This is a genomic window from Clostridium sp. FP1, from assembly GCF_011065975.2.
GTDB classification, from domain to species: Bacteria; Bacillota; Clostridia; order Clostridiales; family Clostridiaceae; genus Clostridium_AD; species Clostridium_AD tagluense.
Genome location: NZ_JAAMNJ020000003.1, coordinates 162,790 through 186,272, shown reverse-complemented (window position 1 = coordinate 186,272; position 23,483 = coordinate 162,790). Strand labels below are relative to the sequence as shown.

Below are 23,483 nucleotides of genomic sequence, written 5' to 3'. Positions count from 1 at the left end.
AATTATCATATTTGCTTGGCATAAGGGTTTTTACTCGACCGTAGGGAGATTTTGTTCTTCACTTTGTACAGGCTGTCATCCATTTCGATATATAAGTCTGTAACTTTGTTAATCTGAATTACAGCAGGTTTTAAAATTCTTTGTTTAAAATTAGAGTACTGAGGATATTCAGTATCCTCTATCCCGAGCAAAAATCTGAGTTGTCCCACTTCAAAGATTCTTTGTCCAAATGTTTGATACTGCTTTAATAACTCGTATATTCTACAAGCATAATAACTTCTTATATATTTCTTAACATCAAAATCGAATCTTGTGTAATCACTTTTAAAGACTAATAAATCTGAAATTAAATCGGGATGAAACTGGAGCGCAACTGCGTTTCTGTCTTCAGCTATCTTACAGGTTATAACCCATCTTTTCTTAATTAAATCATTGTTTTCAAAATATATAATATTCCTGTTATATAGCCTATTTGCAGTCTCTACGAGCTCAGCGTATATCGTATTGTTTTTAATATTATATTCTTTTTTGTAATCAGAAACATACACATAAAGCAATTCAAAATCCTTTTGTTTTATAAGTGACTTTACATCTTCAGCCGATAAATTTTTATCTAACATGACAACTTCAAGATTTGATAATGCAAGGTCTATTAACCTATTCTCAGACGTTGTTAGTTTGTAGCTACCTTCAATTAGATTATTAGACTTTACAATTTCTCTTTTTACAATTTCTTTTATTATCATTACTTTAATCCTCCTAAGCTTATTATATATTGTTATAATTTTCTGATAATAGGTAGGTTTTTGTTGTGGTTTAGTAGGTTTTTGTTGTGGTTTAGTAGGTTTTTGTTGTGGACACGCCAGTCAATGCCAGTCATACCAAGCCTCCGATTGAAAAGAAACTGTTTAAACTCTTTTAAACTTTTTTAAACCTTCTTAAACTACTACAGGAGGTTTTTGTTGTGGTTTAAGAAATCTGTGGATAACTTATAAATTTAGACTAATATAATAATATTATACCTTACTATTTCAGAAAAAAAATATGTATATTATAAATACTTCCGGTCCCAATAGGTAGTACATAGATTTTCCTATTATACCCTGAAGCTTTTTTATTGCGCTTATGGTAATTAGGCCATTAACTAAAGCATTATTGTTTAAATCTCTTATTTACTTCAATTAGAGCTATAAATTTTTTGGAATACTCATTATCCATGCAGTACCCAGAATTATAACCCTTCTGGCAGGCCTCCTCGTAGTTTTTACATGTTATTATAGATTTGTACCTATTTAATCTTAAAAGCCTTCTATGGACAAGTAAGCTATGATCTAGATAGTCATACTTTTTAAATTTGCACACTATGGTTTTTTTTACTCCATTCCTGAGTATTAAATTCTTGGACTTCATATCCGCTACCCTTTTCCCACAACAATATTTAAAAGGTTGTTGCGATGAGATAGATGATTATACGCTATGAAATATGTAACGTTACGGGTTAATTTGAATAACTTATAGAGGTATGAAGAACATAGCTGTAAACATTTTTCAAAAATTATTTGAAAGAGTTAATCTAAACTGCTGTTAATAATCATTGCACAATATTTATGTCATACAAATATTGTGCAATAATTATGTTGTTTTTTTACTAGCACATAAAATACTTGTATCATACAAGTATTTTGGAGGTGAGTTTAACGTTACTAATCATTTTTATAATTATTATGGTCATATATTTAGGAGTTGCAGTTTCTGGACTACTAAATGTCAAAGATACAAAAATGTTTAATGATTTTTGTAAATTAGAATGTAAAAAGTATTTGATACGGAGAGATATTACCGATTAATTTAATGTATTGTTTTACATTTTAAAACTGAAAGAACATCTGAAGCTCAGATGTTCTTTATTTTGGTTCACTATAACATTTTATTTGCTAAATTTATTTCTTACTTCATTAACAAATATTGTTTTGATTTCTTTCATTCTGATTTTTGCGTCTTCATCGTTTAAGTTTAATAATTCATTAAATTTCCCTTCATCATTTGGAAAATTTTCGTAATAATTTCTTTGTGCTAAGACAAAATAATTATTTAATTCTTCATTTGTTAGAAAGTGATTTAAATCTTCATAACTAAAAACGAAATTTGAATTATCTACTTTCAAAACTCCAGTATAAATGTCTAAAATCTTAGCAATATCATATTCTATTGCAATGAAAATTTTAATCATTTCAAAAATTGGCATACGACTAATTTTGCTGACATCTTTTGCACCTATATAATTATATCCATCTATTGAATTTGGGAATTTTTTAACCTCACCATTTTCATCAACAAATTGACTTGAAAAATTCTTTTGAGCAACTCTTAATGATTCTTGATTAGCACCCCCTTCACAATCTGGGTCACCATATTGGAGTCCATCATCTTCCCAATAACATACTCTACAAATTTCATAAGTACCTGGGGGTTTTTCTGATAGTGTCTTATATCCACAACAAGGACATGCATATAAAAAATTATTCATATAAAATCTCCTATTAGCTATTTTCAAATATAAATTTCATCATAATATGATGTTGCTTGATGAGGTTTCATATTTATTTAATTGTACTATTATTACCGTAAATTGGATATAAAAATAAACCTATGCTCTTAGTCAAAAGACTACATGATTACATAAGAATTTAAAACTTGAAATTTATAAAAACAATCTAATTTACAAACTTATCCATTAAAATGTTTTAATTTATGGAATTGTGTTTTTCTTAGCGTAGGAAATATCATTTTTGCGTATGCTACCCCATATGTTAAAATCAACTTTATATTTGCTTAGTTAAATTTAACTGAATGCTTAACAACCTATATAAATCAAGGCTTCATTCAAAAATATGAATGTAATGTTTTATGGAAAATTATACATTTATTTAGGATGTAGTTTATGAAAAATGCGACATAATTGCATTGTCATTATTGCACTCTCTCTGCATCTATCTTTTGATATATAATTTTTACAAATTTTTCTTTTTCATTTGTATAAGCAATTCTATCATCAGGATACTTCTCGGCTAATTTCCTCTTTAAATTGCTATATTCTTTAGCATATTCTTCATGTGAATTTAGATAGTCTCTAAAATGTGTTACATAATAAAAATCAAGATTATTAGGTTCATAACAATGTATATGCCTTAATGAAATTTGTCCTTCGTCTCTTAAAACAAACAAATACCTGTCTTTTTCTTCATTTTGAGCACCACAATAGCTATACCCTGCATTTTTCATTCCTTCTACATTCATTTCTGCAAAAGATTTTAAAACAACTGCAATATCAAGTAGTGGCTTCGCATAAATTCCATTTATTGAGGTACTTCCCATGTGTTGTACATCAACAACATTATTTCCTAAAATTTTAATTAGTTGTTTTTTCGCATCTTCAAATTCTGTTTTCCATTCTTCGCAATGTGCTAATACTCTGACTTTATATCGCTCAACGCCTTGCATATGTATACCTCCATAATTTTTGTACTCTATAAATAATAATCTCATTGTCACAATATTATACTGAGACGACATAAAACATTTATTTAATTATAGCATTATTATCGTAAATTGGAGTCGCAGTCAGCAAACTTATTCAAAGCAAAAATAACGTACTCGTGCATATTCACGGTAACGTGTACGTGACCGTGAATATATATGTACTATTATCAGTGTTTTCAATGCTTTCACTATCAATGGTACTCTTGAAAAATGCATCTGAATCTTGCTTTTTTTTACTATTTGTGGTTGAAATACATTTATTTTTTTATCTTATCTTCTAGGGGTATCGCTACATAGACATCAAGCTAAGAGAACTCTATAAAATAAATATACCCATTTGTAAAAATCTTATTATTAAAGAGACAATACTTTTGGAAGCAAAATAAGAGATAGAATCATAGAATAAATTCTATATTTTATCGAATTTATAAACATTATAAAATTTATTCTAAATCAAATGTAAACTCAATTATTGAATTTTCATCCGAACCAATATTTTCTACAAATACTTTATCAATTACTGTTTCATAAATTTCATTATGGCAATTTAATTCATCAACTGCACCATCAAATTCCTTCTGGTCAACCACCCTGCCAACAGTTAAATGAGGACAATATGTTACCTTTCTAAATATAAATTTTTCTAATAATCCACTATATAACTTATCATGTAATTCAATAATATTATCATTCCCCTTCTTTACATTAAGAAATAAATATCCATCTCTATAATCACCTGTAATGTTATTAAGCATGATGTTAAATTTTTTTATGCCTTTCAATGACTTATTGAAATGCTCTTTTAATTCATTTATTGTCAAATCACTTTCAAATGGGAAAACGATTGAAATATGAGGTCCAATGTAATTTGCAAGTGGGTCGTACTTTCCTCTTATATTGTTAATAGTATCAATGTTATTAAACTTTGGAAATAAAATTACTGCCCTTTTCAATTAAATCACTCCTTTGTAATTCGTAGAATTCTGTAATCATTCATCTTTTATTTTTTCCTATGCAATAAAATAAATATTTCATTGAGTTTACAAATTAAGTCAAGAATACTATTAAAGATTCATAGGAATAAAAGGAATAATATATCCTAATGCATAATGAAATACTATTGTGTTTGTATTTAATTATACAACATAGCAATGTAATTTTTCAAATATTTAACATAATTAAATATAAATTACTTCTCTAATTTTAAAATCTTTTAACCTTGTATCAGAATGAGATGTACACACACCTTACAAATTGTTCATTACTATTTAACATCAAATCCGTACCCATGACCATATATGTGTTCGTTACCGTAGTCGGACTCGTGTATGTACACAGTTACGTGTACGTGCCCGTGGTTGAATTTAGGATTATAAAACATTACCACTTTTCAGCATCTTAACTTTGTTTTCACCTATTACCGCTTGGTCAATGGTTCCACTATTTAAAGATCGTACTGGTGCATAACTGCTTGCAATGTTTTTAAGTATCTCAGTAGTGCTTTGCCCAGTTTGCTCTAAAATGCGGTCTTTGCTTTGTAAAAATCCTGCTATAATTTGGCTTTGGCGTTTTGATGCCACATCAATTTGCATAGTATAATGTTTAGCTTGAAGCATCATATCATCTTCAATTCGTCGCCTATACAGGTCATGGGAGGGTGTTCCTATTTCATATTTTTCAAGCAAAGATAATAGCTGGGGTAGTTTATCTGTATTATAAATATCATCATCTGCCTTAATTTTATCTCCAAGTTCATCATAAAAAGAGTCTATTTCTCGTATTATTTGTAATGAACCTTTTTCTATAATTTGCAATCTTTTTTCCGCTACTTCAGTTAAGCTGTCTTGCATAGCAATAATTGTTTGAGCCATAAAATTCAAACCCTTTGCCTTTGCCTGCTCTAATGCAATATTGCTTTGTGTTTCAAATTCAAGTAATTCAAGTCTTGCGTTTTTCATAAGTACTATACGTTCATTTTCCATACCTGATAAACGTAAATTTGTATCTGCCTCTATTTCAGTCACTTTAACTTTATCTGGTTCAGAGGAAGTGGAGGATGTACTTCTACCCCCTCCACTAGTGCCTCCACCAAAGATACTTTTAATTGCGCCACCTATTGTACCTAATAATCCCATATCTTTCCCTCCATGTCGTGGTAGTTTACCAGCATTTATAAGCCAATTGAATAATGCTCTACCTGCTTACTTCTAAATCTGACCAATGTGCATGTATTAGCAAAATATTCACAGTTATTAAATTATAACCTTTAGCTTACCTATTTCATAAGTTCTTTTCTCATCTTAAAGATAAGAGCGTTATACTCTTTTTCACGCCTTTGAAGTTCCTGGCTATAAGCTTTGCTATCCGAAATATACACTTCAAAATTTTTACGTTTCAAATCTGTAAATTCTGTTAAAACATTAAGTGAAATTTTTGATAACTCTTTATTTTTTACAAAATCAAGTATATCGTCTACTTGTAAATCTAACAGTTTTTCTGCCCATTTAAGTAAAAAGAGTCTATCTTCTGATTTTTCAAGAGAAAATATAATACCTTGTAAATCCTTTTGTAACTTTGAAACAAGCTTGTAAAGTTCACTTTCCGCTTCAAATTTTTCTTGCAAATCTCCGCCAGCTTGGAAAGCAAATTTTTGATAGATATGTTTTCTTTCTTCAAGATAAAACTTGTCTATTCCAACTTTATATTCTTGCAGTAGTGCAATAACCTTTTCGCTCACAGTTGTCTCATTGTCCATAACATCAATTAAACTGCCATCTAACCCACGCGAAATGAGGGGTAAAAATCTTTCTTCTACAACAAAGCGTTTCTTTTGCCAATCAGCATACCAACCATTATAAATTTCACTTTCTATATTGTCATCCTCACAAGTATTTTTAAAGTCATCTTTTAGTGTAGATTTAAACACCTTATAATCCTCGCTCCAACTATACCAAAGAGTTACCGCACTGCTGGCAAACTTTCTATTTTCCTCAAAGTACTCTATTTTAAGGAGAGCATTTTTTATAATAGTTGCAGCATTTTCTACTATAAAATTAAAGCTAGCACGATCTTCTTTTTCCAAAATAGCAAGTTCTTTCAGGCCATTATCTCCACTATTTATCGCTTCAAGTCTATCCTCTATATCCTGAGCTTGCCTTTTAATTGCAAGGAGTTTAGCATTTACAGAGTTCATACCAAGTTCAAAATGGTTTTTGAAAAAGATTTGTCTTTTTTCAATGAGTGTATTTTCATCTTTACTTAAATTAGGATTTTCATCATATTTTTTAGATAGCTTTAATCCGATCACATTAAAGTCACGAATTATTTCACTCTTTATTTCTTCGTAATAATGGAGCTTGTCCATAAAATCATCAATTACAGAGACTACTGCCTTATGGTATTTTATTATGGAGCTGTCAATAGCCTTAATATCATATTTTAGTAATAGTGAATTATAATCAAAGGTAGAAGACAATAAGATTATCTGTTGCAAGCTATCAATTTGCGCTTGTAGTTCATTTAAATCTCTTAGTAGGGCTGGTTTTTCAAAGTAAATTTTTTTATAAAGATGTGTTATTTCATCATCATTAAATAGAGGCCAAAGCTCATTACTTACAAAAATGTTAAGTGTAAATTGTAAGCGTTCTATTTCTGTATAGACAAGATTGTTAGGGGATATATTGTTTTTATAGTCAATTGTAATTATAGATTTATTAATCGGTTCCATTTTCTCATTATAATTTCCCATAGTTAAATCAGCTAAATTTATGGAGTGACTGTCGTCTGGGACCTTATTTAAATGAAATCCATACATATCTTTTATTGTATAATTTTTTTTATTACCTAAAGGAAATGTTTTAGTGTATACCGCATCCTTAAATTCATCATATGTAGGTAAGTCCCAATTTGAATAACCATCTATTTGTAAGGTTTTTGTGATTTCTAAGGCTTCCTCATGAGATCTATTTACTGTAGCATAATCAAAATAATCTAGGTTTGCCCATAGAATACCTGTATCTTTATCCATAAGTACCCTGGGTTTATTCTTAAAAAAGTACCAACGCTGTGATTTTATTGCTTGCAGAATTCTATCTACTCCTGCACCTGATAAACCTCTGATTTCTTCACTGATTCTATTTAACTCATCCTCTAAATTAGATAGCTTAACACTTAAACTAATTTTTTCAGCTGAAAACTTTGCATGTTTTATATTGAGCTTAGAAATTATTTTTGCATTATCCTCGTTATCAATACCCTCACAGGTTGCTTCTATTTCTCTAATTTTTGTGAGTAATCCTTCTTGCTGCATTAATAATATGTTTATATCACTCATATTTAGCACCCCTTATCGTATGTAACTATTTCTAACTGTTTCAATGTTTGTCCTACCGTGGGGAGAAGTCCCATTACCATCAATTATTGTAGCCTCATCCTCACCAATGATAGGCTTTAATCTTGTTAGGTACCAATCTGTTATGCTGGTATTACTTGCTGCTTTACGTATGTAATCATAGGTATCATACTGTGTAGTTTTATTAGTTCTGATAACTACTCTTATTTCTTCAAGTTCAAATATCTGACGTTCAAGTTCTGCTGCAGAAATAGAATTCATTACAAAAACCTCACTTTCCATAAGTTACTATAAACAACATTTTAGATTCAATTATTGCTATTGTCAATTTATTTAGACATTATTTGCATGCTTATTTGAATGCTATTAGCTATTTATTTCTTGTATTTTCAAATATAATGGTTCATTAGCACTTTTTTTATCTGTTAGAGTTAACATCATCGCAAATGTTCCATTGCTTTTTAATATATCATAAACTTTTGGAAAGCTGATTTCCTCCGGTATCCACTGGAATTTTGTGGCTGAATAAACAAAATCGAATTGATAGTGCCCAAAATCATATGTTTCAAAATCAGCATTTACGATTTGAAAATTATCACATGAACTAAATTTATTTTTTGTATAGAATACAAAGAATTTTTAATTCACCCGATTCTACTAATGAGTCTGTGTTTTTTTATTGTAAAATTATATAGCATAAACTACTTTACAGTATATAGTAGTTTATGCTATTACGTAATTACGAGGTGAGAAAAATTGGAAATAAATAAAGAGATGATAAAAGGATATATCGAAAGTATAATATTGAGCCTTTTAGTAGATGAAGATTTATACGGATATGACATTGCCAAAAGGATAAGAAATATAAGTCAAGAAACATTTGAGATTAAAGAAGGAACAATGTATGTTGTATTAAAAAGACTTGAAAATAACGAGCTAATTTCCCCATATTGGGATGATACTGAAAGTGGTGGAGGAAGGCGTAGATATTACAAAATTACAGCCGAAGGAACGAATTATTTAAACAATAAAAAATCTGAATGGATATTTTTTAAAAATATTATTGATACATTTTACAGGGGGGTATAATTTATGGAACAGATTAATAAGTATGTTAATTCAGTCTACAAACATGTAGGTGGAAATAAAGAAGAAATTGAAGCATTAAAATATGAGATGAAAAATCATTTATTGCAATTGATAGAAGAGTTAAAATCTGAAGGGAAATCTGAAGAAGAAAGTATTTCCATTGCAATTAATAGATTTGGTGAAGAAAATCAAATTGAAAATGAATTAATTGGTATATTTAAGTTTGTGAACAAGAAGGCAAAAAAAGCATTAATAATAGCAGGAGCATTTTTCTTAATAGCCATAATATCTGGTTGTGTTTCTATAATTGGCACCGATATTTATTGGAAACAAATTGGGGCAAGAAATGATGAAATTTTTACTATAATGAGTTCATATAGAAAAGATAATATAGATTCTATAAATAAAGATATTAGTACAATATTTAATAAATCTAAAAAAAAGCTTGTATATGTAGCAATGGCTAGTCCACTTAATGATAATTTTAAGTTGGAAAATATAGAATACATATATCCCAGTGATTTTCAAGGTGGAGCTTGTGGTGGTATTGGAGCTATCAGCAGGCAGATTACCACTGAGAAGGGTAGCAAAAATATAATTTTAGGTATCATTAATGAAGGCGGTTCCCCTAGATATCTAAGAAAAATAGGTATCTCATCCTTTGTCTGGCTTGGTTGTTGCTTGATATCAATCATTGCTTGGGCTTTAATAAAGGTTGATTTACGTATTAAATTTAGGCACTGATTAAAGATGTTGCTTCGGAACATTCATATATTATTAATTTTTGAAAGGCCTGCCTATGACAATGTAGAAAGTTATTTTTATATGGTATGACTCTGGGGTTAAGAAAGCTTTGGACAATCTTACTCACTGATCAGGAGTAAAATAACCAATTAAAATACAGCAACAGTAAGTAAACTTGTCCAAAGTACAAATAACGTACTCGTGCCTATTCACGGTAACGTGTACGTGCTTGTGTTATATCCGTACTATTATCAGTGGTTTCAATGCTTACCATCAATGGTACTCTTGAAAAATGCAACTGCCACTTTGCTTCTACTTGTTCATCAATCCAATTGTATACATTAGTCATTTCTCCTACATAATCATCATTGATTTCAAAAAACTTCGCATTATTCGTTCTACAGAGTTCTTTGATTTGAGAATGGAGTCTAATAAAATTATCTCGGTTCATATAATCATCACAGTCCTTTTGTTCTATCTCACTTCTATGATCAATAATTCCTGAATCAAAATGTTTCTCAAGATAATCCTTTGAAAAGCCTATGTAGAGAGGAATTATTTGTTCTAAATATTCAGGCTCAAAATCCCTAATATGCGTAGGCGGTAAATAGCACCCTTCAATAATGATGTGTTGTCCATTCTCAATATTAGTCATTATAATGCCCTTTACTATTGGCCACAGTTTATATGAAAGTTCAACATCATCATCAGTTACAGAAAAATCACAATATTTACTTCCACGAATCAACCCCATTTTTACATGGTCTATCGACAAATATGGAATCTTATACTTTTCAAGTAAATTTTGAGCCATCACTGTTTTTCCTGTGCAACTAACCCCACCAATTAAAATAACCATTGTTATCCCCTTCCTCTTATCAAATATCTTAACACCGCAATATTCTACAGTTGCACCGCAACTTATGAAGAATGTTCATTAACCCATTATACAATAAAAAATTATCGAACAGCTTCTTGTTTTTGGCTCCTGTGTAGTTTTTAAATATAAATTTCCATATATATACTGATTTATACCTCAACTTTAGAAGCATACTAAGGTTGATGGGAAGTGAGATCATTAAAAAAAAGCGTTTTTGTATATTTCTATTATTCTTTTTTATGTTTTTTCAATATACTAGAACAGGATCTGCTAAAAATGAATATACACCTATTACATGCGAGGAAAAGTTAAATTTATTAGAACCCTCAAAACCAAAAACTATTTACGATTATGAATTGCTGTCTGATAGGAACATAAGTACATTTAAAAGTAAAGTTTGGCCTATATCATTAGTACAAAAGAATGGAATAAAGGTTCCCTTTGTAACAGTCTACAAAGATTTAAATTGGCAACGGCCTGCTTATGATCCTACCTGGCATAGTTCTTCTTTTCGCTGGAGTTATGTTCCATTACACATGGCTTATCAGCAACACATAGTTTATAGTTACCAGGGAGGCCTATCTTGGTGGTATGATCTTTCAAGTAATTTAGCCCTGCCAGGTGGCACTGGTGGTCCTTCTCCTATCCATGAATATGCTTTTACAATTAAATATCCTTATGTTGTAAGGCTTATTGTTTTTAATTTTAATATTACATCTATAAAGCATTACAAAAATCAAATTCTTGTTTCCGGAGAGCCATTGAGAAAGGGATTAACTATAGTAGATTTTGATACAAAAGATTTCCCTAATTCTAAAAAATTATTACAGCTTGCAACACCTGATGGTTATGAGTTAGATTATTTAATTCTGTATTTAAGTAACCATTAAAACCACAAGAGCATGGTTATTGAGGTTTTAACGACATTTCAGAAGGAAAGTATCCTACTTCTATAAGTGGGAGTTACATGCTATAACAAAAAGAAAACTTCAGTGGGGGGATAACAATTGAGAATTGTTATCTGCTCCAGAGGTCTACAAGGGGGGAAAGCTCCTTCTGAAATCGTTAATATTGCAGCTTCGAAGAAGATAAACAGCTGCGCAGGTGATGATTTAATGGTTACTTATTGCTATTATAAATCAATACTGTCAAAAAATGGATTTTAAAATATGAAAATCTTTATAGTTACGCTTTAAAATCCAATGCAGGCAATTAAAAATAGCAAAGCCTCAAAACATTTAATTCGTCATTTTTTACAGTTGTGTCACAATATAAGGACATTGCGTCGTAACGTCTGGATTTGGATGCTTCGCCAAGCCAGGGCAAACTGGAATGTTTTGTTAGTGGATGTGATGTGTTTTTGTACTAGTTAAACAGTTGATACTCAATAATGGAATTATTAAAAACATTATAAATTTCCTTATATAATTGCTACATTTTAATATCTACAATATATTTAATATTGCATCCTTTACCTCTTTATTTATTCTATCTGAATTCCACAATATCAGCTCATCAAGTGAATATGATTTATTTAAATATGCTATTACATCGTAACCAAGTGCATATCCTATTCGTTTCGGAATTCCAGAGTTATATTCACTATCTCCAGTAAAGTATTTCATAAAGTAAAAATAGTCTGTACTTTCAATTTTACTAATAATCTCTGTTTTAAGATTCGGCAAGTATTTTCCACAGTCAAGTAACCATTGTTCACTCTCAGAATTAAAGCATAAATATTCAGCTTTAGCGAATCCTGGACATATTATACCTGAAACAAAACAAGCTAAACCATCCATAAATATATGCTCAGCTATTGTTGGTTCATATTCTTCTTTGCATAACTGAGAAAATTGAAATAGATGTGTTATTTCGTGAGCTAATAGGATATCTAAGTACCTTTCTTCTGGCATCTGCTCTAGAAAATAAAAAGAGGATGTACCATTGAATGGGGTAACGAATGCATTAGCATGAAATTGTCCAACCATTATTATGAAATTAAGTTCTAAATCATTTATGATAAATACTTCACTACATTTTTTGCAAATTTTATTTATGTATCGTTCGATAACATTACTTAGGACTTTTATATTATCATAATGTCCAGGATACCTTTTGAAACATTCCTTTAAATCATTATCCATACTATAATTCTTATTGCTTAATTTGAATATACAATCAAAATGTTCAAATATATCTTTATTAGGTGTCTCGTACAACTGCTTCCACATTAATTTCTGCTCTTCAAAGTTTAAAATGTGCGCCTTTTCCCAAAAATTACAAAACATATTTGAAATATCTCTTATATTTACTATCATTCTCTATGCTCCTTCCAATTTTAAAACTATTCCCAAAATTCTTTTTCCAGTGAAGATACTATTAACTAAACACAGCATTTCCTCCGCTCTTAATTAAGTGTGCACCTCCTCGCAATTACTTCTGATGGATGCGACGTAATATTATACAGTTGCGACGCAACTTAAGAAAATTGCGAATAATTAATGCATATTAGTTTAAACTTTGAGCGGTGTTTTCCCATCTTTATTCTTCCTAAATTTTTATATATCTTACCACCTTTAATATAATCGCTAATAATGTGTGACACTATGGTTGTTTTTTTGGCATTATTATGTCACACACTATATAACATATGAGCCCTGACCCGACTCCTAATAATGCGAATAATAATGTTACGGAGATAAAAGCTAATCTAACCCATACTGACTTAATTTCAAAACGTTCTGCAATACCACCACAAACTCCATCTGCTAATATATTTGTAGAAGATTTGTATAGACCTTTTTGCATACACTCACCACCTTCTATTGTAATACATAGAATTTTTTCTTCATTCTATGTAAATTGAAATTAGTTTTACTTTACACTTTAAGAATATTCCGAAATTATAATTATGTTGTTACTCTTAAATCAGTATTTTATTATTTGTCATTAGATTTGTTAATGCTATATTTGTATAGGTTTTCATTTTCCTCTTCATCAAAAATAGTCCCTAATAATTTACCATTATTCTTTTCAATAATTTTTCTCGAAAATGCATTATCTATGTTACAAGTAACCATTACCTCTTTTATACCAATTTTTTCTGATTCAACTAAAGCTAATTTTAGAATTTGAGTACCATAGCCTTTCTTTCTACAATCTGGTGATATATCATAGCCTATATGACCATCTGTACCTACATCGTGATGCCTAACTCTTACTACTCCAACAACTTCATTATTATCAATTAACCAAAATGTTGAGGTTATAACCCATCCTTTAGGTAAATCTATTCCTTTAGAATACTTGTATAAATCGTCTACATATTCATTAAAATCTTCCATTCCTTTTTTATATTTAGTAAAATAATAATTATCATTTGCATTTTTATATGCTATAACATAATTTTCAAAACTCTTTTTATATTCTTTACTTGGCATAGATAAAAATAAATCTTTCATAAAATACACTCCTTTTTTACATATTCTAATTTGCCATATTATACTGAGATGACATAAAACATTTATTTAATTATATCATTATTACCTCAAATTGGAGTCGAAGTCAAAGGCTAGTCCATATCAGATTTTCTCCTTCACTGCCATTTAATTTATTAAGGTACTGCAACATTCATCTTTATATTTAGTATTAGTAGAAATCAGTAAAGTTGTTCAAAGCAAAAAAACGTACTCGTGCCTATTCACAGTAACGTGTACGTGACCGTGGTTATATATGTACAATTATCAGTGTGTTCAATGCGTATACCATCAATGGTACTTTTAAAAATGAACCTGCAACTACCAAACAGCCTTTCTATAATAAGACCTAAATACGCCATTATTAGTGAAAGTATAATTAAAATCATAGTTATCATCATAACATCGACTAGTTATATTTTAAGATCGTTGTGACGCAAAATTTAAGAATATTGTGAATTAATATAACCTCTGATTATGCTTATTTTGCGGGAGTTAGAGGAACTTATTCATTGATGTATAATTTGATACTCGAAATCCAAGATTTTCATATAATGGTTTCCCTTTTTCAGTCGCCATTAAATCAACTGCCGCAACGCCTAATAGCTTTGCTTCTGATAAAAGTTCAGTCATAACTTTCGTAGCAATGCCTTTTCCTCTATGTTGAGGGTATGTAAAAACATTGTATACCGTACCGACAAGATATGATGAAAACGCTATTAACGGAGGTCTTTCAACGATTGACATAAATGCAGTTGCTAATACTTCATTTTCATTTTCGGCAATGATAGCAATAAATCCATTGTTAAGGTGTTGAGTAAAATATTCTTCTAACTTCGTTCTAATATCTTGCACTTCTTCCGAAGAAGACACACCTTTTTCTGCAAACAGGTATTCCATACGAATCTTTATGAGGAGGTCAATATCCTCTTTAACTGTTTTTCTTACTTTCATGTTTTGCACCACCTTATATTTATAATCTTCAGTTCGCACTTTTTTTACTGAGACGACATAAAACATTTATTTAATTATACTATTATCTGTGTTTTCAATGCTTTTACTATCAATTATAATCTTGAAAATGCACCTAAACCTTGTCCATTTTATCATCATGCAATGAAAAACAGGATAACTCTTTTTAAGCTCTGCAACTACAGATTTGTGGTATGTTGTTCTATTGTCATATAAGAAGAATACTATGAACTAACATTTAAAATTTTTTAATTTGCTATACCTATCACTATTTATAACCCATCCAATTAGAGAATTTATTAAACCAAAGATAGCACCCATTATCAAAGCAACAAACACTGTTTGGCTTTGTTCTTATATAGGAAACAGCTTGCGGAAGCCGCTGTGGATAACATTCTAGCTAAAAGATATATAGAAAAAATCAGATAAATATGAGATGATTAAATCATGAGAAAAAATAAGATTACCATAAAACAAATATTTGAAGATAATTATTCAAAGTTTTGGAAATTGAATAAAGAAAAGTATCCTGAAAAGATGAGAGAACATATGAATATCGAAGTAATGAAAATGATAGGATGTGGAGATATTTCATTAGGTTTTGTTGCGTACATATGTTTAAAATGTCTGGAAGTATTTAAAATAGGATTTACATGTAAAAGTAGGTTTTGTAGTAAATGTGGTAAAAAATACATAAGCGAATGGGTAGAGAAACAAGTAAGTAAAATCTTGGATGTTCCACATAGGCATTGTGTTTTTACGATACCGACTGAGTACAGAAAATATTTTTTTTGGAATAGAGAGAGTCTGAAAGACCTGCAAGACATGGTATATGAGGTTATAAATGAGTTTGCAAATGGTGTAAACTATAAAAATAGAGAAGAATATAAAAAGAAGAAAAGAAGCAAAAAAGGTGGAGTGCTTTGGCAAAGTGGAATGATTGGCGTAGTGCATACTTTTGGAAGGAATATAGGGTTTAACCCACATGTGCATGCATTGGTTCCAGAAATAAAAACAAGGGATAATGAAGTTAAGGATATGGAATTCTTTGACTATAAATATTTTAGAAAAGTTTGGCAGTACAAATTAATAAATTATATGGTTAGTAAAAACCCAGATAAAAAAGCAGAGTACTTAAAAATGTTCAAAGATTATCCTAACGGATTTTACATAAATGCCAAATCAAGAATGAAAAGTGCAAGAGGTGCAGCAAGATATATCGGTAGATATTTAGCAAGACCTGCGATAGCAGAATATAGAATACTTAGCTATGATGGGAAAAATGTAACGTTTTGGTATAAGAGTCATGAAACTAATGAGAGAGTAGAAGAAACAGTTACGGCACAAGTGTTTATAGGCAGGTTACTAATGCATATATCGCCTAAATATTTTAAAATGGTTAGATTATATGGAGTATATGCTGGAAGTATAAGTATAAAGATTAGAAAATGTTTTGGTTTATTGCAATACATAAAAAGTGGGCTTAAAGCAATTCAGTACACATTAAAAATAAATTGGAAAAAGGAAATAAGAAAAATGAAGTATAGAGAATTAATGATTATTAATTTTTCTAAAGATCCAGGGAAATGTTCAAAATGCGGTCAGCTAATGGAGTTATTCCAAATTTGGCACAGAAAGTATGGGTATATTTATGATATGGGAACGTATTAAAAGGATTTTTAAAATTAAAATGGATGAAAGGGAGATACCATTTCAAACAGAGGGGCCCGATAAGATGATACTTTTTAAATGTAAGAAATGTGGGTATGAAGAAGAGGTACCAGAATTTGTTGCGTTTGAATGTTATACACCTGAGGAATTTGACAAGAAGAGTGGTAGTCCTATTGTTCTATGCCCAGAATGTGATGCAAATATGATAATTAAAGGACGATGAAATTATCATATTTGCTTGGCATAAGGGTTTTTACTCGACCGTAGGGAGATTTTGTTCATATCCGTACATGCTAAGTTTGTTTAATATAAAAACTATGCCAATTATACCCATCATAATGGTGTAACAAATAATAATTTTAATAGTATATCTCAATATTCCTTTTTCTTTTACTTTTTTCCAAGATTTAATGAAAGTTTCATCATCATCATGAAATAGCCTTGATACTTTGCTTGGCTTTATCCTATTTGTTTTAATTAAATATTGGATAATAAGACTTAAAACAGGAATTGCAACAAGAAAAACAATCAATATTTTTAATAACCCCATGTTGGAACCTAATCTTTCTCATGCTACCATAACAATACCCCCTAATTTATTTGTACCTATATCTAAGCGCTTTGTCTAATTCTAATCTGACGCAACTCCCAGGGATATTATACCATTCATTTATGCAAGTTGTCACAAAAAGTATATCTTTTGTGTTGGCATTATTTGATGTGACAAAAGTGCTAAAGGGACTTATGTGGCAATATTTAAAGATAATTATTGTCATGTAGCTGTTTTTTATATTAATTGTTTCCGCATTCCTACATGGGTTTATGAAACTTACTTTGGGAATATATGTATTAACATATATTTCGTCGGAAATCTTGGCGCTATCACAATAGCATTTTTAGATACTATAAGTTTAAACTTAAAAAAATAATATTAAATATACCATTAAGAAATAAAAAGAAAACTTCAGTGGGAGGATAGCAATTGAGAATTGTTATCTGCTCCAGAGGTCTACAAGGGGGTAAATCTCCTTCTGAAGTCGTTAATATTGCAGCTTCGAAGAAGATATCAAAATTATGAATGGTTCAGAAGTGAGTGCAGAGGTATGTACAAAATGTGGTTATATTTTAAATATGAGAGCATTATCACCAGAAAAATTTAAGTAATAATTCACCTTTTTCATAAGTTACGACATAAATAATTTATTTAAGTATATCATTATTACCGTAAATTTGAGTCGCAGTCAAAGGCTTTCTTTCTATTTAGTGTTAGTAGCAGTCAGTAAACTTCTCTAAAGCAAAAAAACGTACTCGTTCCTATTTACGGTAACGTGTACGTGCACGTGGCTATATACCTACTATTATTCTACACATTTTTCAAGTAATTGACATAGTTCTATGTCATCATCAATAATCAAAATATTATTTTGCATACCATGACCTCCATCATTTATCACTTTTGAGATTCTTCCTTGCATCCACAGGTTTATCTGTACTTTTGGGGATTGCCCGCGCATCTCCAAAACGGACAGCCCCAGCTATTTGATTTTCCTCGCAAAGTTTCTGTACCCTGCGTTCTAAAATACCCCATTTATCGGCTACCTGCTGTACCGAAATATAATCAAGCATACTTAATCCTCCAAAAGTTATGTTAAGGTCATTATATGCGCAGAACCGAATTTTTACTATATTGCATCTGGATTAAAGACTGGAGATCTGTGCATTGGCTGTTTCAATACCTATGAAACAAGATATAGCCATATGATGGGTATTACTTCCATTATGTGGCCGGTTTTTACACGTATGTTGGGTGTACCATTGCCGTACTCCTAATTGAGGAACCCATACTAAACCTTTCTTCTACAAGAAACATATATAATTGCCGAAAGATATATTACAGAGACCATCAACCCTGATAATACACCAACAACAGCGTCTTGGTTATTTCCTAAAATGCTACCAATAAAAATTGATAATGTAAGTCCTATAATAAAAACAAGTAATCCGTTATAAAAATTTTTCGTTTTTTCACTCCTCTTCAAGAAATTTAGCACGTTATTATTAGCAGTAATACGAGAACTGTGGAATTTAAAAGCATATAGACTATTGGATATTTCAATCCATATTGTTGCTAAACAAGCACAAGCACAAGCACAACCACAACCAAAATCTTTATAATCATGTTGCTTAACACAACAATACTTTGCAAATAAATCTTTCATTCACCCATTTTTTACAATTTATTATACCAAAATGTCAAATAATATGATATATTATAAACATAAAAAGGAGATTTAGTATATATCAGCAATAAAGTTAAAAAGTTATCCTTAATAATTTCGCTAATTATTTTCTCTGCGTTTACAGTGAGAGGATTATATAATTTTTCACATCCAAACAATAATAACTATTTTTATATGAATCTATTATTAATAGCTGCTCGCACATTGCTGAAACTGAAATAAATACCTTTTCATGGAAAATTATAATTATTTTAACATATATTTGTGTTCTCGATATAAAAATAGTTGATTATAAAAATTTTTTAAAGAAAGTAATAATATTGAAAAATGTTGGAATAGAACTGAAGTGAAATTAACTGATAGTTTTCAGGTGTTTTGTGAAAAATTAAAAAATAATAATATTCAAATATAAAATCAAAGTAAAATATTAGGAGGTATAAAATGAAAATAGGGGATTTTCTAAATAATAGGAAAGATAAAGGTGCACCCATAATTACAGCATTTTTTCTAAGTTGTTTATGTATGCTAGTATCGTTAGCTGTGGGGTTAATACACAATTTCTTTGGCATGAATTTATTAGGACAATTATTTTCAGTACTTGTATTATTAATATCATTTGTATTAATAGGAAAAATACTTTTCAATGTTAACTATAGTGGATTATTTAAAGAGATTAAGCTTAGTAAATGCGATTGTATGGATAATTTACTGATTACAATGTTTTTTTCTTCAGTTTTTGCACTCATTAATATTTTAATATACTACATAAGTTTTATGATTAATCCTGATAAAACAAAATACATTGGCTATTTTATCAAAACTGTAGCTTCTGATAACAACGTTTATACAAATAGTAGTTTGGATATATTAGCTTTTATAATTATAGTAGCTATTGGAGTAGCAGCAGAGGAGATCTTTTTCAGATATACTGCATATAAAATTTTTGTTAAGAAAAAAGAAGATATAAAAATTTTTATTATATTAACCTCAATAGTATTTGGGCTTTATCATTTTAGTAGTATATCTCGATTTATTGCAACTCTAGTTATGTCTATTTTTCTATCAATTATATATGTAATGACAAAAAGTGTGGTATATACTTTCATTTCACATGTTTTATGGAATTATTTTATTTCAATAGCTTCAGTTTTTATAGTGTATTTCAAAGATATAAATACGAGCATGGTTACTGGTCAATGCATAATTGCAGAAATAATAATAATTAGTCTGTTAGCGTTATTAAGCATTTATTCATATTACAAAAGAGGACATATTTTATCGTTAAATATTAGAAATAAAATGCATAGCATTAAGAGATGCTTAGACTCAGGCAGAGTTTGATTATGAGGAATACGATAGTAATCTGAGTCTTAGATAACTGTATCAGCTGGCATCTCCAATCTTAAGAGGATGGGAGTGTTACGGATGGTAGCCATGAAATTAAAATTAAATTTAAAAATTCAAGGCTTCATTCGAAAATGTGAATGTAATGTTTCAAATAAAATCGTACATCCTAATTTACGTCATTAATATTTATATTTATAAATCAAATAAGCAATAGGTTTTATTATTAGTGCAATACCCAAAATTATCATAAGTGCATCATAAGTAGTAACAATAATCTTGTTTGCATTTATTAGTTGACTAAATATAAGAGTAACTGCAAAAAGTATACTGTAACTAATGCTTGAAGATTTTTCGCTTATAAGTTTCTTTCTTTCATCTTCATACCTTTCGTTTAAATTACCTTTTGTTCTCTTCAATAAATATATAAGGTACAAAAGCGATAGGATACCTATAACAAGCAGAACCCAATAGCCATTCTTTTTAGTAACAAAAGCGAAAATTCCTTTGCCTATAAATAGCATTGCAAATACTCCAGCCCCTATAATTATTGAATCAGTTTTCTTTTTATTTTCCATTTTTATAGACCTCCTATTCAAAGATAAATATTTCTTCGATTATTTTATTAAATACTTTTGATATTTTGTAAGCGAGCATAATGGAGGGATTATATTTTTCTTTTTCTAGCGATATTATAGTTTGTCTTGAAGTTTCTAATAATTTTGCTAAATCTTCTTGTGTTAAGTTTCGCCCCTCCCTTAATTCCTTTATACGATTTTTCATAGCAACACCTCTTTTAATGTAAAGTTAACATTACATTAAAATCATACATTAAAATGTGGGAAATGTAAAGCTAGCTTTACGAAATTTTTTTCTGTAATTTTTTTAAGTAACATAAATAACGCTTATCCATGTTAAACACATGAATAAGCGTTATTTCGTAATATTATACTGAGAAGACATAAAACCTTTATTTAATTATAGCATTATTATCGTAAATTGGAGTCGCAGTCAAAGGCTAGTCCACATCAGATTTTCTCGTTCACTGCTCCTGATTCAAAAGGAAGCTTTGGACAATCTTACTCACTGTCATTTAATATAACATTCTATTAAGGCACCGCAACATTCATAAATTTAGAATTAGTAGCAGTCAGTAAATTTGTCTAAAGCAAAAAACGTACTCGTACCTATTCACGATAACGTGTACGTGCTCGTAGTTATATCCGTACTATTATCAGTGTTTTCAATGCTTTAACTATCAATGGTACTCTTAAAAAATGCATATGAATCTTGTCTATTTTTTATCATGGAATGAAAAACAGGATAACTCTTTTTAAGCTCTGAAACTACACCTTTGTGGTCTGCTACTCTATTGTTGTATAAGAAGAATATTATGAATTAGTTTGATTTCTTTCTTATACACATTAGTTCTAATACAAATAATCCAGGTCTTAAAACCCTCACCATTCTAAACAAATAAATAATTCACTCAAACTTCGCACATATAAAACTGGCATAGACACTTGCTGTATCAAGGTTTAAAGGCATTAATAAGTAGAAAAATCCTCCTAAAAATGATATAATGTAAGTAACTACAAATACAATAAATATCAAAATTAGGAGGACTTATTTATATGACTAATATACCACAAATTAGTGAAAATGAAAATGACTTTATGAAATCCATCATAAGTTTTGTTAAAAAATTCAAGGTTATTAACGCTTTAAAAAAATCAAATTGCTATAAAGAAAAAGGGACATGTGTCCATGATATTTTTTGCTATCTATTGCAGTTAGTTTACACTGGTAAGAGTATGTATATGAATTATCAAACTAAAAGTGATGAACCTAAATTCGGAAAAGATACTGTGTATAGATTTTTAAATTCTATGTACATAAATTGGCAAACATTTTTGCTACGACTCTCTGGAACTGTTATAGAAACACATTTAAGAAATCTAACTTCAGAGGATCGCATGAATGCAATTATTGTTGATGATTCATTTTACGGTAGAACTAGAAGTAAAAAAGTTGAATTACTTTCTAACGTTTTTGATCACGCAAGCAAAGGTGCTAAATATAAAAAAGGTTTTAGAATGCTTACAGCTGGATGGACTGATGGCAATACATTCGTTCCTCTTTCGTTTAATCTACAAAGTTCTGAGAAAGAAAAGAATAGGTTTTGTGAAATGAAGGACGGCTTAAATAGAAATTCGATTGCCTATAAACGTAGAAAGCAAGCGATTTCAAAGTCTACAGATGTTATGATTGATATGCTTAAAACTATTGTAAAGGCTGGTGTCCCTGCAAAACATGTATTGTTTGATAGTTGGTTTTCTTATCCTTCTACAATAATGAAAATACTTAAACTTAACTTACATACTGTAGGTAGGCTTAAAAATACTACCAAAATAAAATATATTTTTAACGGTGAAAGAAAAACATTATCCCAGATATATAAATCAAGGAAAAAACGACCAGGAAGATCAAAATATCTTTTATCAGTAATGGCACAAATTTATGATTCCGCTGATAATAAATTGGATGTAAAACTAGTTTTTGTTCGGGACCGCAATGATAGAAAGAAGTGGATTGGATTCATTTGTACTGATTTAAGCTTAACAGAAGAACAGATTATTGCTCTTTACGGAAAACGATGGAGTATTGAAGTTTTCTTTAAAATATGTAAATCTTATCTAAATCTTGGAAAAGAATTTCAAGGTCTTTCTTATGATTCAATGATTGCACATACTACAATTGTGATGACCAGATATATTATGCTAGCTGTAGAAAATAGAAATAATAAGGATGAACGCACCATGGGCGAACTGTTTTTTCTTATCCATGACGAGCTTCAAGATGTAAATTTCTCAGAAGTTTTAAGAGTTATTCTCGATATTTTAAAAGAAGTTCTACAGGATCTATTGTTTTTAACTGGCGAGCAAATAGATAGATTTATTGATAATTTTATTTTAAAACTACCTAAACATTTTGCTGAGAAATTCAGTGTTAAAAAAGTAGCTTAAAATCAAATATTAATGCTATTTTAAGCTACACAAGTATTTATTCATAAGGGTTTTCAGGCATTCTTGTCCTGCGAAGTTTGAGTAATTCATTTATAACTTTTCTATTTTTGTTGCATATATAAGGTATTAGGATAAAATCCAAGCTTCTTA

27 protein-coding genes are annotated in these 23,483 nt (G+C 29.7%); 8 read left to right on the top strand and 19 right to left on the bottom strand.

All coding sequences use genetic code 11. From position 1 onward, the window contains the following. Window positions 1–5 precede the first annotated feature (5 nt). From G9F70_RS26720 to G9F70_RS26680, 9 genes are all read right to left on the bottom strand, one after another. Entirely contained in the window at window positions 6–746 is a 741-nt protein-coding gene (locus tag G9F70_RS26720; RefSeq protein WP_164947962.1) for a replication initiation protein, read from the bottom strand. Between the two features lie 406 nt (window positions 747–1,152). Beyond that, the gene (locus tag G9F70_RS26715) at window positions 1,153–1,410 is read right to left on the bottom strand and encodes a hypothetical protein (RefSeq protein ID WP_164947961.1); all 258 of its coding nucleotides are present in this window, start codon (window positions 1,408–1,410) and stop codon (window positions 1,153–1,155) included. A 517-nt stretch (window positions 1,411–1,927) separates the two neighbouring features. Next, on the bottom strand, window positions 1,928–2,527 hold the full coding sequence (locus tag G9F70_RS26710) for a CPCC family cysteine-rich protein (protein ID WP_164947960.1): 600 nt from the start codon (window positions 2,525–2,527) through the stop codon (window positions 1,928–1,930). A 443-nt stretch (window positions 2,528–2,970) separates the two neighbouring features. Next, a complete protein-coding gene (locus G9F70_RS26705; RefSeq protein ID WP_164947959.1) occupies window positions 2,971–3,501 on the bottom strand; it encodes a GrpB family protein in 531 nt (176 codons plus the stop codon). A gap of 482 nt (window positions 3,502–3,983) precedes the next feature. Then, window positions 3,984–4,493 carry a 2'-5' RNA ligase family protein gene (locus tag G9F70_RS26700; protein WP_164947958.1) on the bottom strand — a complete coding sequence of 170 codons (510 nt, stop codon included), beginning with the start codon at window positions 4,491–4,493 and terminating at the stop codon, window positions 3,984–3,986. 417 nt (window positions 4,494–4,910) lie between these two features. Next, entirely contained in the window at window positions 4,911–5,675 is a 765-nt protein-coding gene (locus tag G9F70_RS26695) for a hypothetical protein (RefSeq protein ID WP_164947957.1), read from the bottom strand. 140 nt (window positions 5,676–5,815) lie between these two features. Then, window positions 5,816–7,873, bottom strand: a complete 2,058-nt coding sequence (locus G9F70_RS26690) for a hypothetical protein (RefSeq protein ID WP_164947956.1) — start codon at window positions 7,871–7,873, stop codon at window positions 5,816–5,818. Between the two features lie 12 nt (window positions 7,874–7,885). Next, the gene (locus G9F70_RS26685) at window positions 7,886–8,173 is read right to left on the bottom strand and encodes a hypothetical protein (RefSeq protein ID WP_224617986.1); all 288 of its coding nucleotides are present in this window, start codon (window positions 8,171–8,173) and stop codon (window positions 7,886–7,888) included. 84 nt (window positions 8,174–8,257) lie between these two features. Continuing rightward, on the bottom strand, window positions 8,258–8,476 hold the full coding sequence (locus G9F70_RS26680; protein ID WP_164947963.1) for a class I SAM-dependent methyltransferase: 219 nt from the start codon (window positions 8,474–8,476) through the stop codon (window positions 8,258–8,260). Window positions 8,477–8,647: 171 nt separating this feature from the next. On the opposite strand from G9F70_RS26680, the gene G9F70_RS26675 reads away from it, so the two are divergent. Further along, a complete protein-coding gene (locus G9F70_RS26675; RefSeq protein WP_164947954.1) occupies window positions 8,648–8,980 on the top strand; it encodes a PadR family transcriptional regulator in 333 nt (110 codons plus the stop codon). 3 nt (window positions 8,981–8,983) lie between these two features. Next, window positions 8,984–9,724, top strand: a complete 741-nt coding sequence (locus G9F70_RS26670; protein WP_164947953.1) for a permease prefix domain 1-containing protein — start codon at window positions 8,984–8,986, stop codon at window positions 9,722–9,724. A gap of 205 nt (window positions 9,725–9,929) precedes the next feature. Here the strand turns inward: G9F70_RS26670 and G9F70_RS26665 are convergent, their stop codons facing one another. Beyond that, window positions 9,930–10,583, bottom strand: coding sequence for a 2-phosphoglycerate kinase (locus G9F70_RS26665; RefSeq protein ID WP_224617984.1), 654 nt, complete (start codon window positions 10,581–10,583; stop codon window positions 9,930–9,932). Between the two features lie 260 nt (window positions 10,584–10,843). On the opposite strand from G9F70_RS26665, the gene G9F70_RS26660 reads away from it, so the two are divergent. Together G9F70_RS26660 and G9F70_RS26655 are read left to right on the top strand one after the other, a co-directional pair. Continuing rightward, the gene (locus G9F70_RS26660; protein WP_164947952.1) at window positions 10,844–11,494 is read left to right on the top strand and encodes a hypothetical protein; all 651 of its coding nucleotides are present in this window, start codon (window positions 10,844–10,846) and stop codon (window positions 11,492–11,494) included. 117 nt (window positions 11,495–11,611) lie between these two features. Continuing rightward, window positions 11,612–11,770 carry a hypothetical protein gene (locus G9F70_RS26655; RefSeq protein ID WP_164947951.1) on the top strand — a complete coding sequence of 53 codons (159 nt, stop codon included), beginning with the start codon at window positions 11,612–11,614 and terminating at the stop codon, window positions 11,768–11,770. 279 nt (window positions 11,771–12,049) lie between these two features. On the opposite strand, the gene G9F70_RS26650 is transcribed toward G9F70_RS26655, so the two are convergent. From G9F70_RS26650 to G9F70_RS26635, 4 genes are all read right to left on the bottom strand, one after another. After that, the gene (locus tag G9F70_RS26650) at window positions 12,050–12,922 is read right to left on the bottom strand and encodes a DUF2268 domain-containing putative Zn-dependent protease (protein WP_164947950.1); all 873 of its coding nucleotides are present in this window, start codon (window positions 12,920–12,922) and stop codon (window positions 12,050–12,052) included. A gap of 286 nt (window positions 12,923–13,208) precedes the next feature. Beyond that, window positions 13,209–13,412 (bottom strand): PspC domain-containing protein, encoded by a 204-nt coding sequence (locus G9F70_RS26645; protein ID WP_164947949.1) that lies wholly within the window; start codon window positions 13,410–13,412, stop codon window positions 13,209–13,211. A 131-nt stretch (window positions 13,413–13,543) separates the two neighbouring features. Continuing rightward, window positions 13,544–14,065: a GNAT family N-acetyltransferase gene (locus G9F70_RS26640; RefSeq protein ID WP_164947948.1), complete on the bottom strand. Its 522-nt coding sequence runs from the start codon at window positions 14,063–14,065 to the stop codon at window positions 13,544–13,546. Between the two features lie 510 nt (window positions 14,066–14,575). Then, window positions 14,576–15,034 (bottom strand): GNAT family N-acetyltransferase, encoded by a 459-nt coding sequence (locus G9F70_RS26635; RefSeq protein WP_164947947.1) that lies wholly within the window; start codon window positions 15,032–15,034, stop codon window positions 14,576–14,578. Between the two features lie 465 nt (window positions 15,035–15,499). On the opposite strand from G9F70_RS26635, the gene G9F70_RS26630 reads away from it, so the two are divergent. Both G9F70_RS26630 and G9F70_RS26625 read left to right on the top strand, forming a co-directional pair. Then, on the top strand, window positions 15,500–16,723 hold the full coding sequence (locus G9F70_RS26630) for a transposase (RefSeq protein WP_224617359.1): 1,224 nt from the start codon (window positions 15,500–15,502) through the stop codon (window positions 16,721–16,723). Continuing rightward, window positions 16,692–16,946 (top strand): hypothetical protein, encoded by a 255-nt coding sequence (locus G9F70_RS26625; RefSeq protein ID WP_224617360.1) that lies wholly within the window; start codon window positions 16,692–16,694, stop codon window positions 16,944–16,946. Before G9F70_RS26630 ends, G9F70_RS26625 begins: the two co-directional genes overlap by 32 nt. A gap of 30 nt (window positions 16,947–16,976) precedes the next feature. Here G9F70_RS26625 and G9F70_RS26620 read toward each other — a convergent pair whose 3' ends face one another. The 3 genes from G9F70_RS26620 to G9F70_RS26610 all read right to left on the bottom strand — a co-directional run bounded on the left by G9F70_RS26620 (window position 16,977) and on the right by G9F70_RS26610 (window position 18,942). Continuing rightward, window positions 16,977–17,273 (bottom strand): hypothetical protein, encoded by a 297-nt coding sequence (locus tag G9F70_RS26620; RefSeq protein ID WP_164948021.1) that lies wholly within the window; start codon window positions 17,271–17,273, stop codon window positions 16,977–16,979. Window positions 17,274–18,166: 893 nt separating this feature from the next. Continuing rightward, the gene (locus tag G9F70_RS26615; RefSeq protein ID WP_164948022.1) at window positions 18,167–18,349 is read right to left on the bottom strand and encodes a DNA-binding protein; all 183 of its coding nucleotides are present in this window, start codon (window positions 18,347–18,349) and stop codon (window positions 18,167–18,169) included. A gap of 218 nt (window positions 18,350–18,567) precedes the next feature. After that, window positions 18,568–18,942 carry a hypothetical protein gene (locus G9F70_RS26610; protein WP_164948020.1) on the bottom strand — a complete coding sequence of 125 codons (375 nt, stop codon included), beginning with the start codon at window positions 18,940–18,942 and terminating at the stop codon, window positions 18,568–18,570. 462 nt (window positions 18,943–19,404) lie between these two features. Between G9F70_RS26610 and G9F70_RS26605 the strand changes: the two genes are divergently transcribed. Continuing rightward, entirely contained in the window at window positions 19,405–20,304 is a 900-nt protein-coding gene (locus G9F70_RS26605; protein WP_164948023.1) for a CPBP family intramembrane glutamic endopeptidase, read from the top strand. Window positions 20,305–20,489: 185 nt separating this feature from the next. Here the strand turns inward: G9F70_RS26605 and G9F70_RS26600 are convergent, their stop codons facing one another. Next, on the bottom strand, window positions 20,490–20,885 hold the full coding sequence (locus G9F70_RS26600) for a DUF2178 domain-containing protein (protein WP_164948024.1): 396 nt from the start codon (window positions 20,883–20,885) through the stop codon (window positions 20,490–20,492). Between the two features lie 13 nt (window positions 20,886–20,898). Further along, the gene (locus G9F70_RS26595) at window positions 20,899–21,090 is read right to left on the bottom strand and encodes a helix-turn-helix transcriptional regulator (RefSeq protein ID WP_164948025.1); all 192 of its coding nucleotides are present in this window, start codon (window positions 21,088–21,090) and stop codon (window positions 20,899–20,901) included. Between the two features lie 851 nt (window positions 21,091–21,941). On the opposite strand from G9F70_RS26595, the gene G9F70_RS26590 reads away from it, so the two are divergent. Then, complete coding sequence (locus tag G9F70_RS26590; RefSeq protein ID WP_224617544.1) at window positions 21,942–23,333, top strand: transposase; 1,392 nt, start codon at window positions 21,942–21,944, stop codon at window positions 23,331–23,333. The last annotated feature ends 150 nt before the right edge of the window (window positions 23,334–23,483 follow it).

Excerpts from the sequence above, each read along its gene's own strand:
- G9F70_RS26720 (WP_164947962.1), bottom strand. The coding sequence starts at position 746 with ATGATAATAAAAGAAATTGTAAAAAGAGAAATTGTAAAGTCTAATAAT.
- G9F70_RS26715 (WP_164947961.1), bottom strand. The coding sequence starts at position 1,410 with ATGAAGTCCAAGAATTTAATACTCAGGAATGGAGTAAAAAAAACCATA.
- G9F70_RS26710 (WP_164947960.1), bottom strand. The coding sequence starts at position 2,527 with ATGAATAATTTTTTATATGCATGTCCTTGTTGTGGATATAAGACACTA.
- G9F70_RS26705 (WP_164947959.1), bottom strand. The coding sequence starts at position 3,501 with ATGCAAGGCGTTGAGCGATATAAAGTCAGAGTATTAGCACATTGCGAA.
- G9F70_RS26695 (WP_164947957.1), bottom strand. The coding sequence starts at position 5,675 with ATGGGATTATTAGGTACAATAGGTGGCGCAATTAAAAGTATCTTTGGT.
- G9F70_RS26690 (WP_164947956.1), bottom strand. The coding sequence starts at position 7,873 with ATGAGTGATATAAACATATTATTAATGCAGCAAGAAGGATTACTCACA.
- G9F70_RS26685 (WP_224617986.1), bottom strand. The coding sequence starts at position 8,173 with ATGGAAAGTGAGGTTTTTGTAATGAATTCTATTTCTGCAGCAGAACTT.
- G9F70_RS26670 (WP_164947953.1), top strand. The coding sequence starts at position 8,984 with ATGGAACAGATTAATAAGTATGTTAATTCAGTCTACAAACATGTAGGT.
- G9F70_RS26665 (WP_224617984.1), bottom strand. The coding sequence starts at position 10,583 with ATGGTTATTTTAATTGGTGGGGTTAGTTGCACAGGAAAAACAGTGATG.
- G9F70_RS26660 (WP_164947952.1), top strand. The coding sequence starts at position 10,844 with ATGTTTTTTCAATATACTAGAACAGGATCTGCTAAAAATGAATATACA.
- G9F70_RS26650 (WP_164947950.1), bottom strand. The coding sequence starts at position 12,922 with ATGATAGTAAATATAAGAGATATTTCAAATATGTTTTGTAATTTTTGG.
- G9F70_RS26645 (WP_164947949.1), bottom strand. The coding sequence starts at position 13,412 with ATGCAAAAAGGTCTATACAAATCTTCTACAAATATATTAGCAGATGGA.
- G9F70_RS26640 (WP_164947948.1), bottom strand. The coding sequence starts at position 14,065 with ATGAAAGATTTATTTTTATCTATGCCAAGTAAAGAATATAAAAAGAGT.
- G9F70_RS26635 (WP_164947947.1), bottom strand. The coding sequence starts at position 15,034 with ATGAAAGTAAGAAAAACAGTTAAAGAGGATATTGACCTCCTCATAAAG.
- G9F70_RS26630 (WP_224617359.1), top strand. The coding sequence starts at position 15,500 with ATGAGAAAAAATAAGATTACCATAAAACAAATATTTGAAGATAATTAT.
- G9F70_RS26625 (WP_224617360.1), top strand. The coding sequence starts at position 16,692 with ATGGGTATATTTATGATATGGGAACGTATTAAAAGGATTTTTAAAATT.
- G9F70_RS26620 (WP_164948021.1), bottom strand. The coding sequence starts at position 17,273 with ATGGGGTTATTAAAAATATTGATTGTTTTTCTTGTTGCAATTCCTGTT.
- G9F70_RS26615 (WP_164948022.1), bottom strand. The coding sequence starts at position 18,349 with ATGCTTGATTATATTTCGGTACAGCAGGTAGCCGATAAATGGGGTATT.
- G9F70_RS26610 (WP_164948020.1), bottom strand. The coding sequence starts at position 18,942 with ATGAAAGATTTATTTGCAAAGTATTGTTGTGTTAAGCAACATGATTAT.
- G9F70_RS26605 (WP_164948023.1), top strand. The coding sequence starts at position 19,405 with ATGAAAATAGGGGATTTTCTAAATAATAGGAAAGATAAAGGTGCACCC.
- G9F70_RS26600 (WP_164948024.1), bottom strand. The coding sequence starts at position 20,885 with ATGGAAAATAAAAAGAAAACTGATTCAATAATTATAGGGGCTGGAGTA.
- G9F70_RS26595 (WP_164948025.1), bottom strand. The coding sequence starts at position 21,090 with ATGAAAAATCGTATAAAGGAATTAAGGGAGGGGCGAAACTTAACACAA.
- G9F70_RS26590 (WP_224617544.1), top strand. The coding sequence starts at position 21,942 with ATGACTAATATACCACAAATTAGTGAAAATGAAAATGACTTTATGAAA.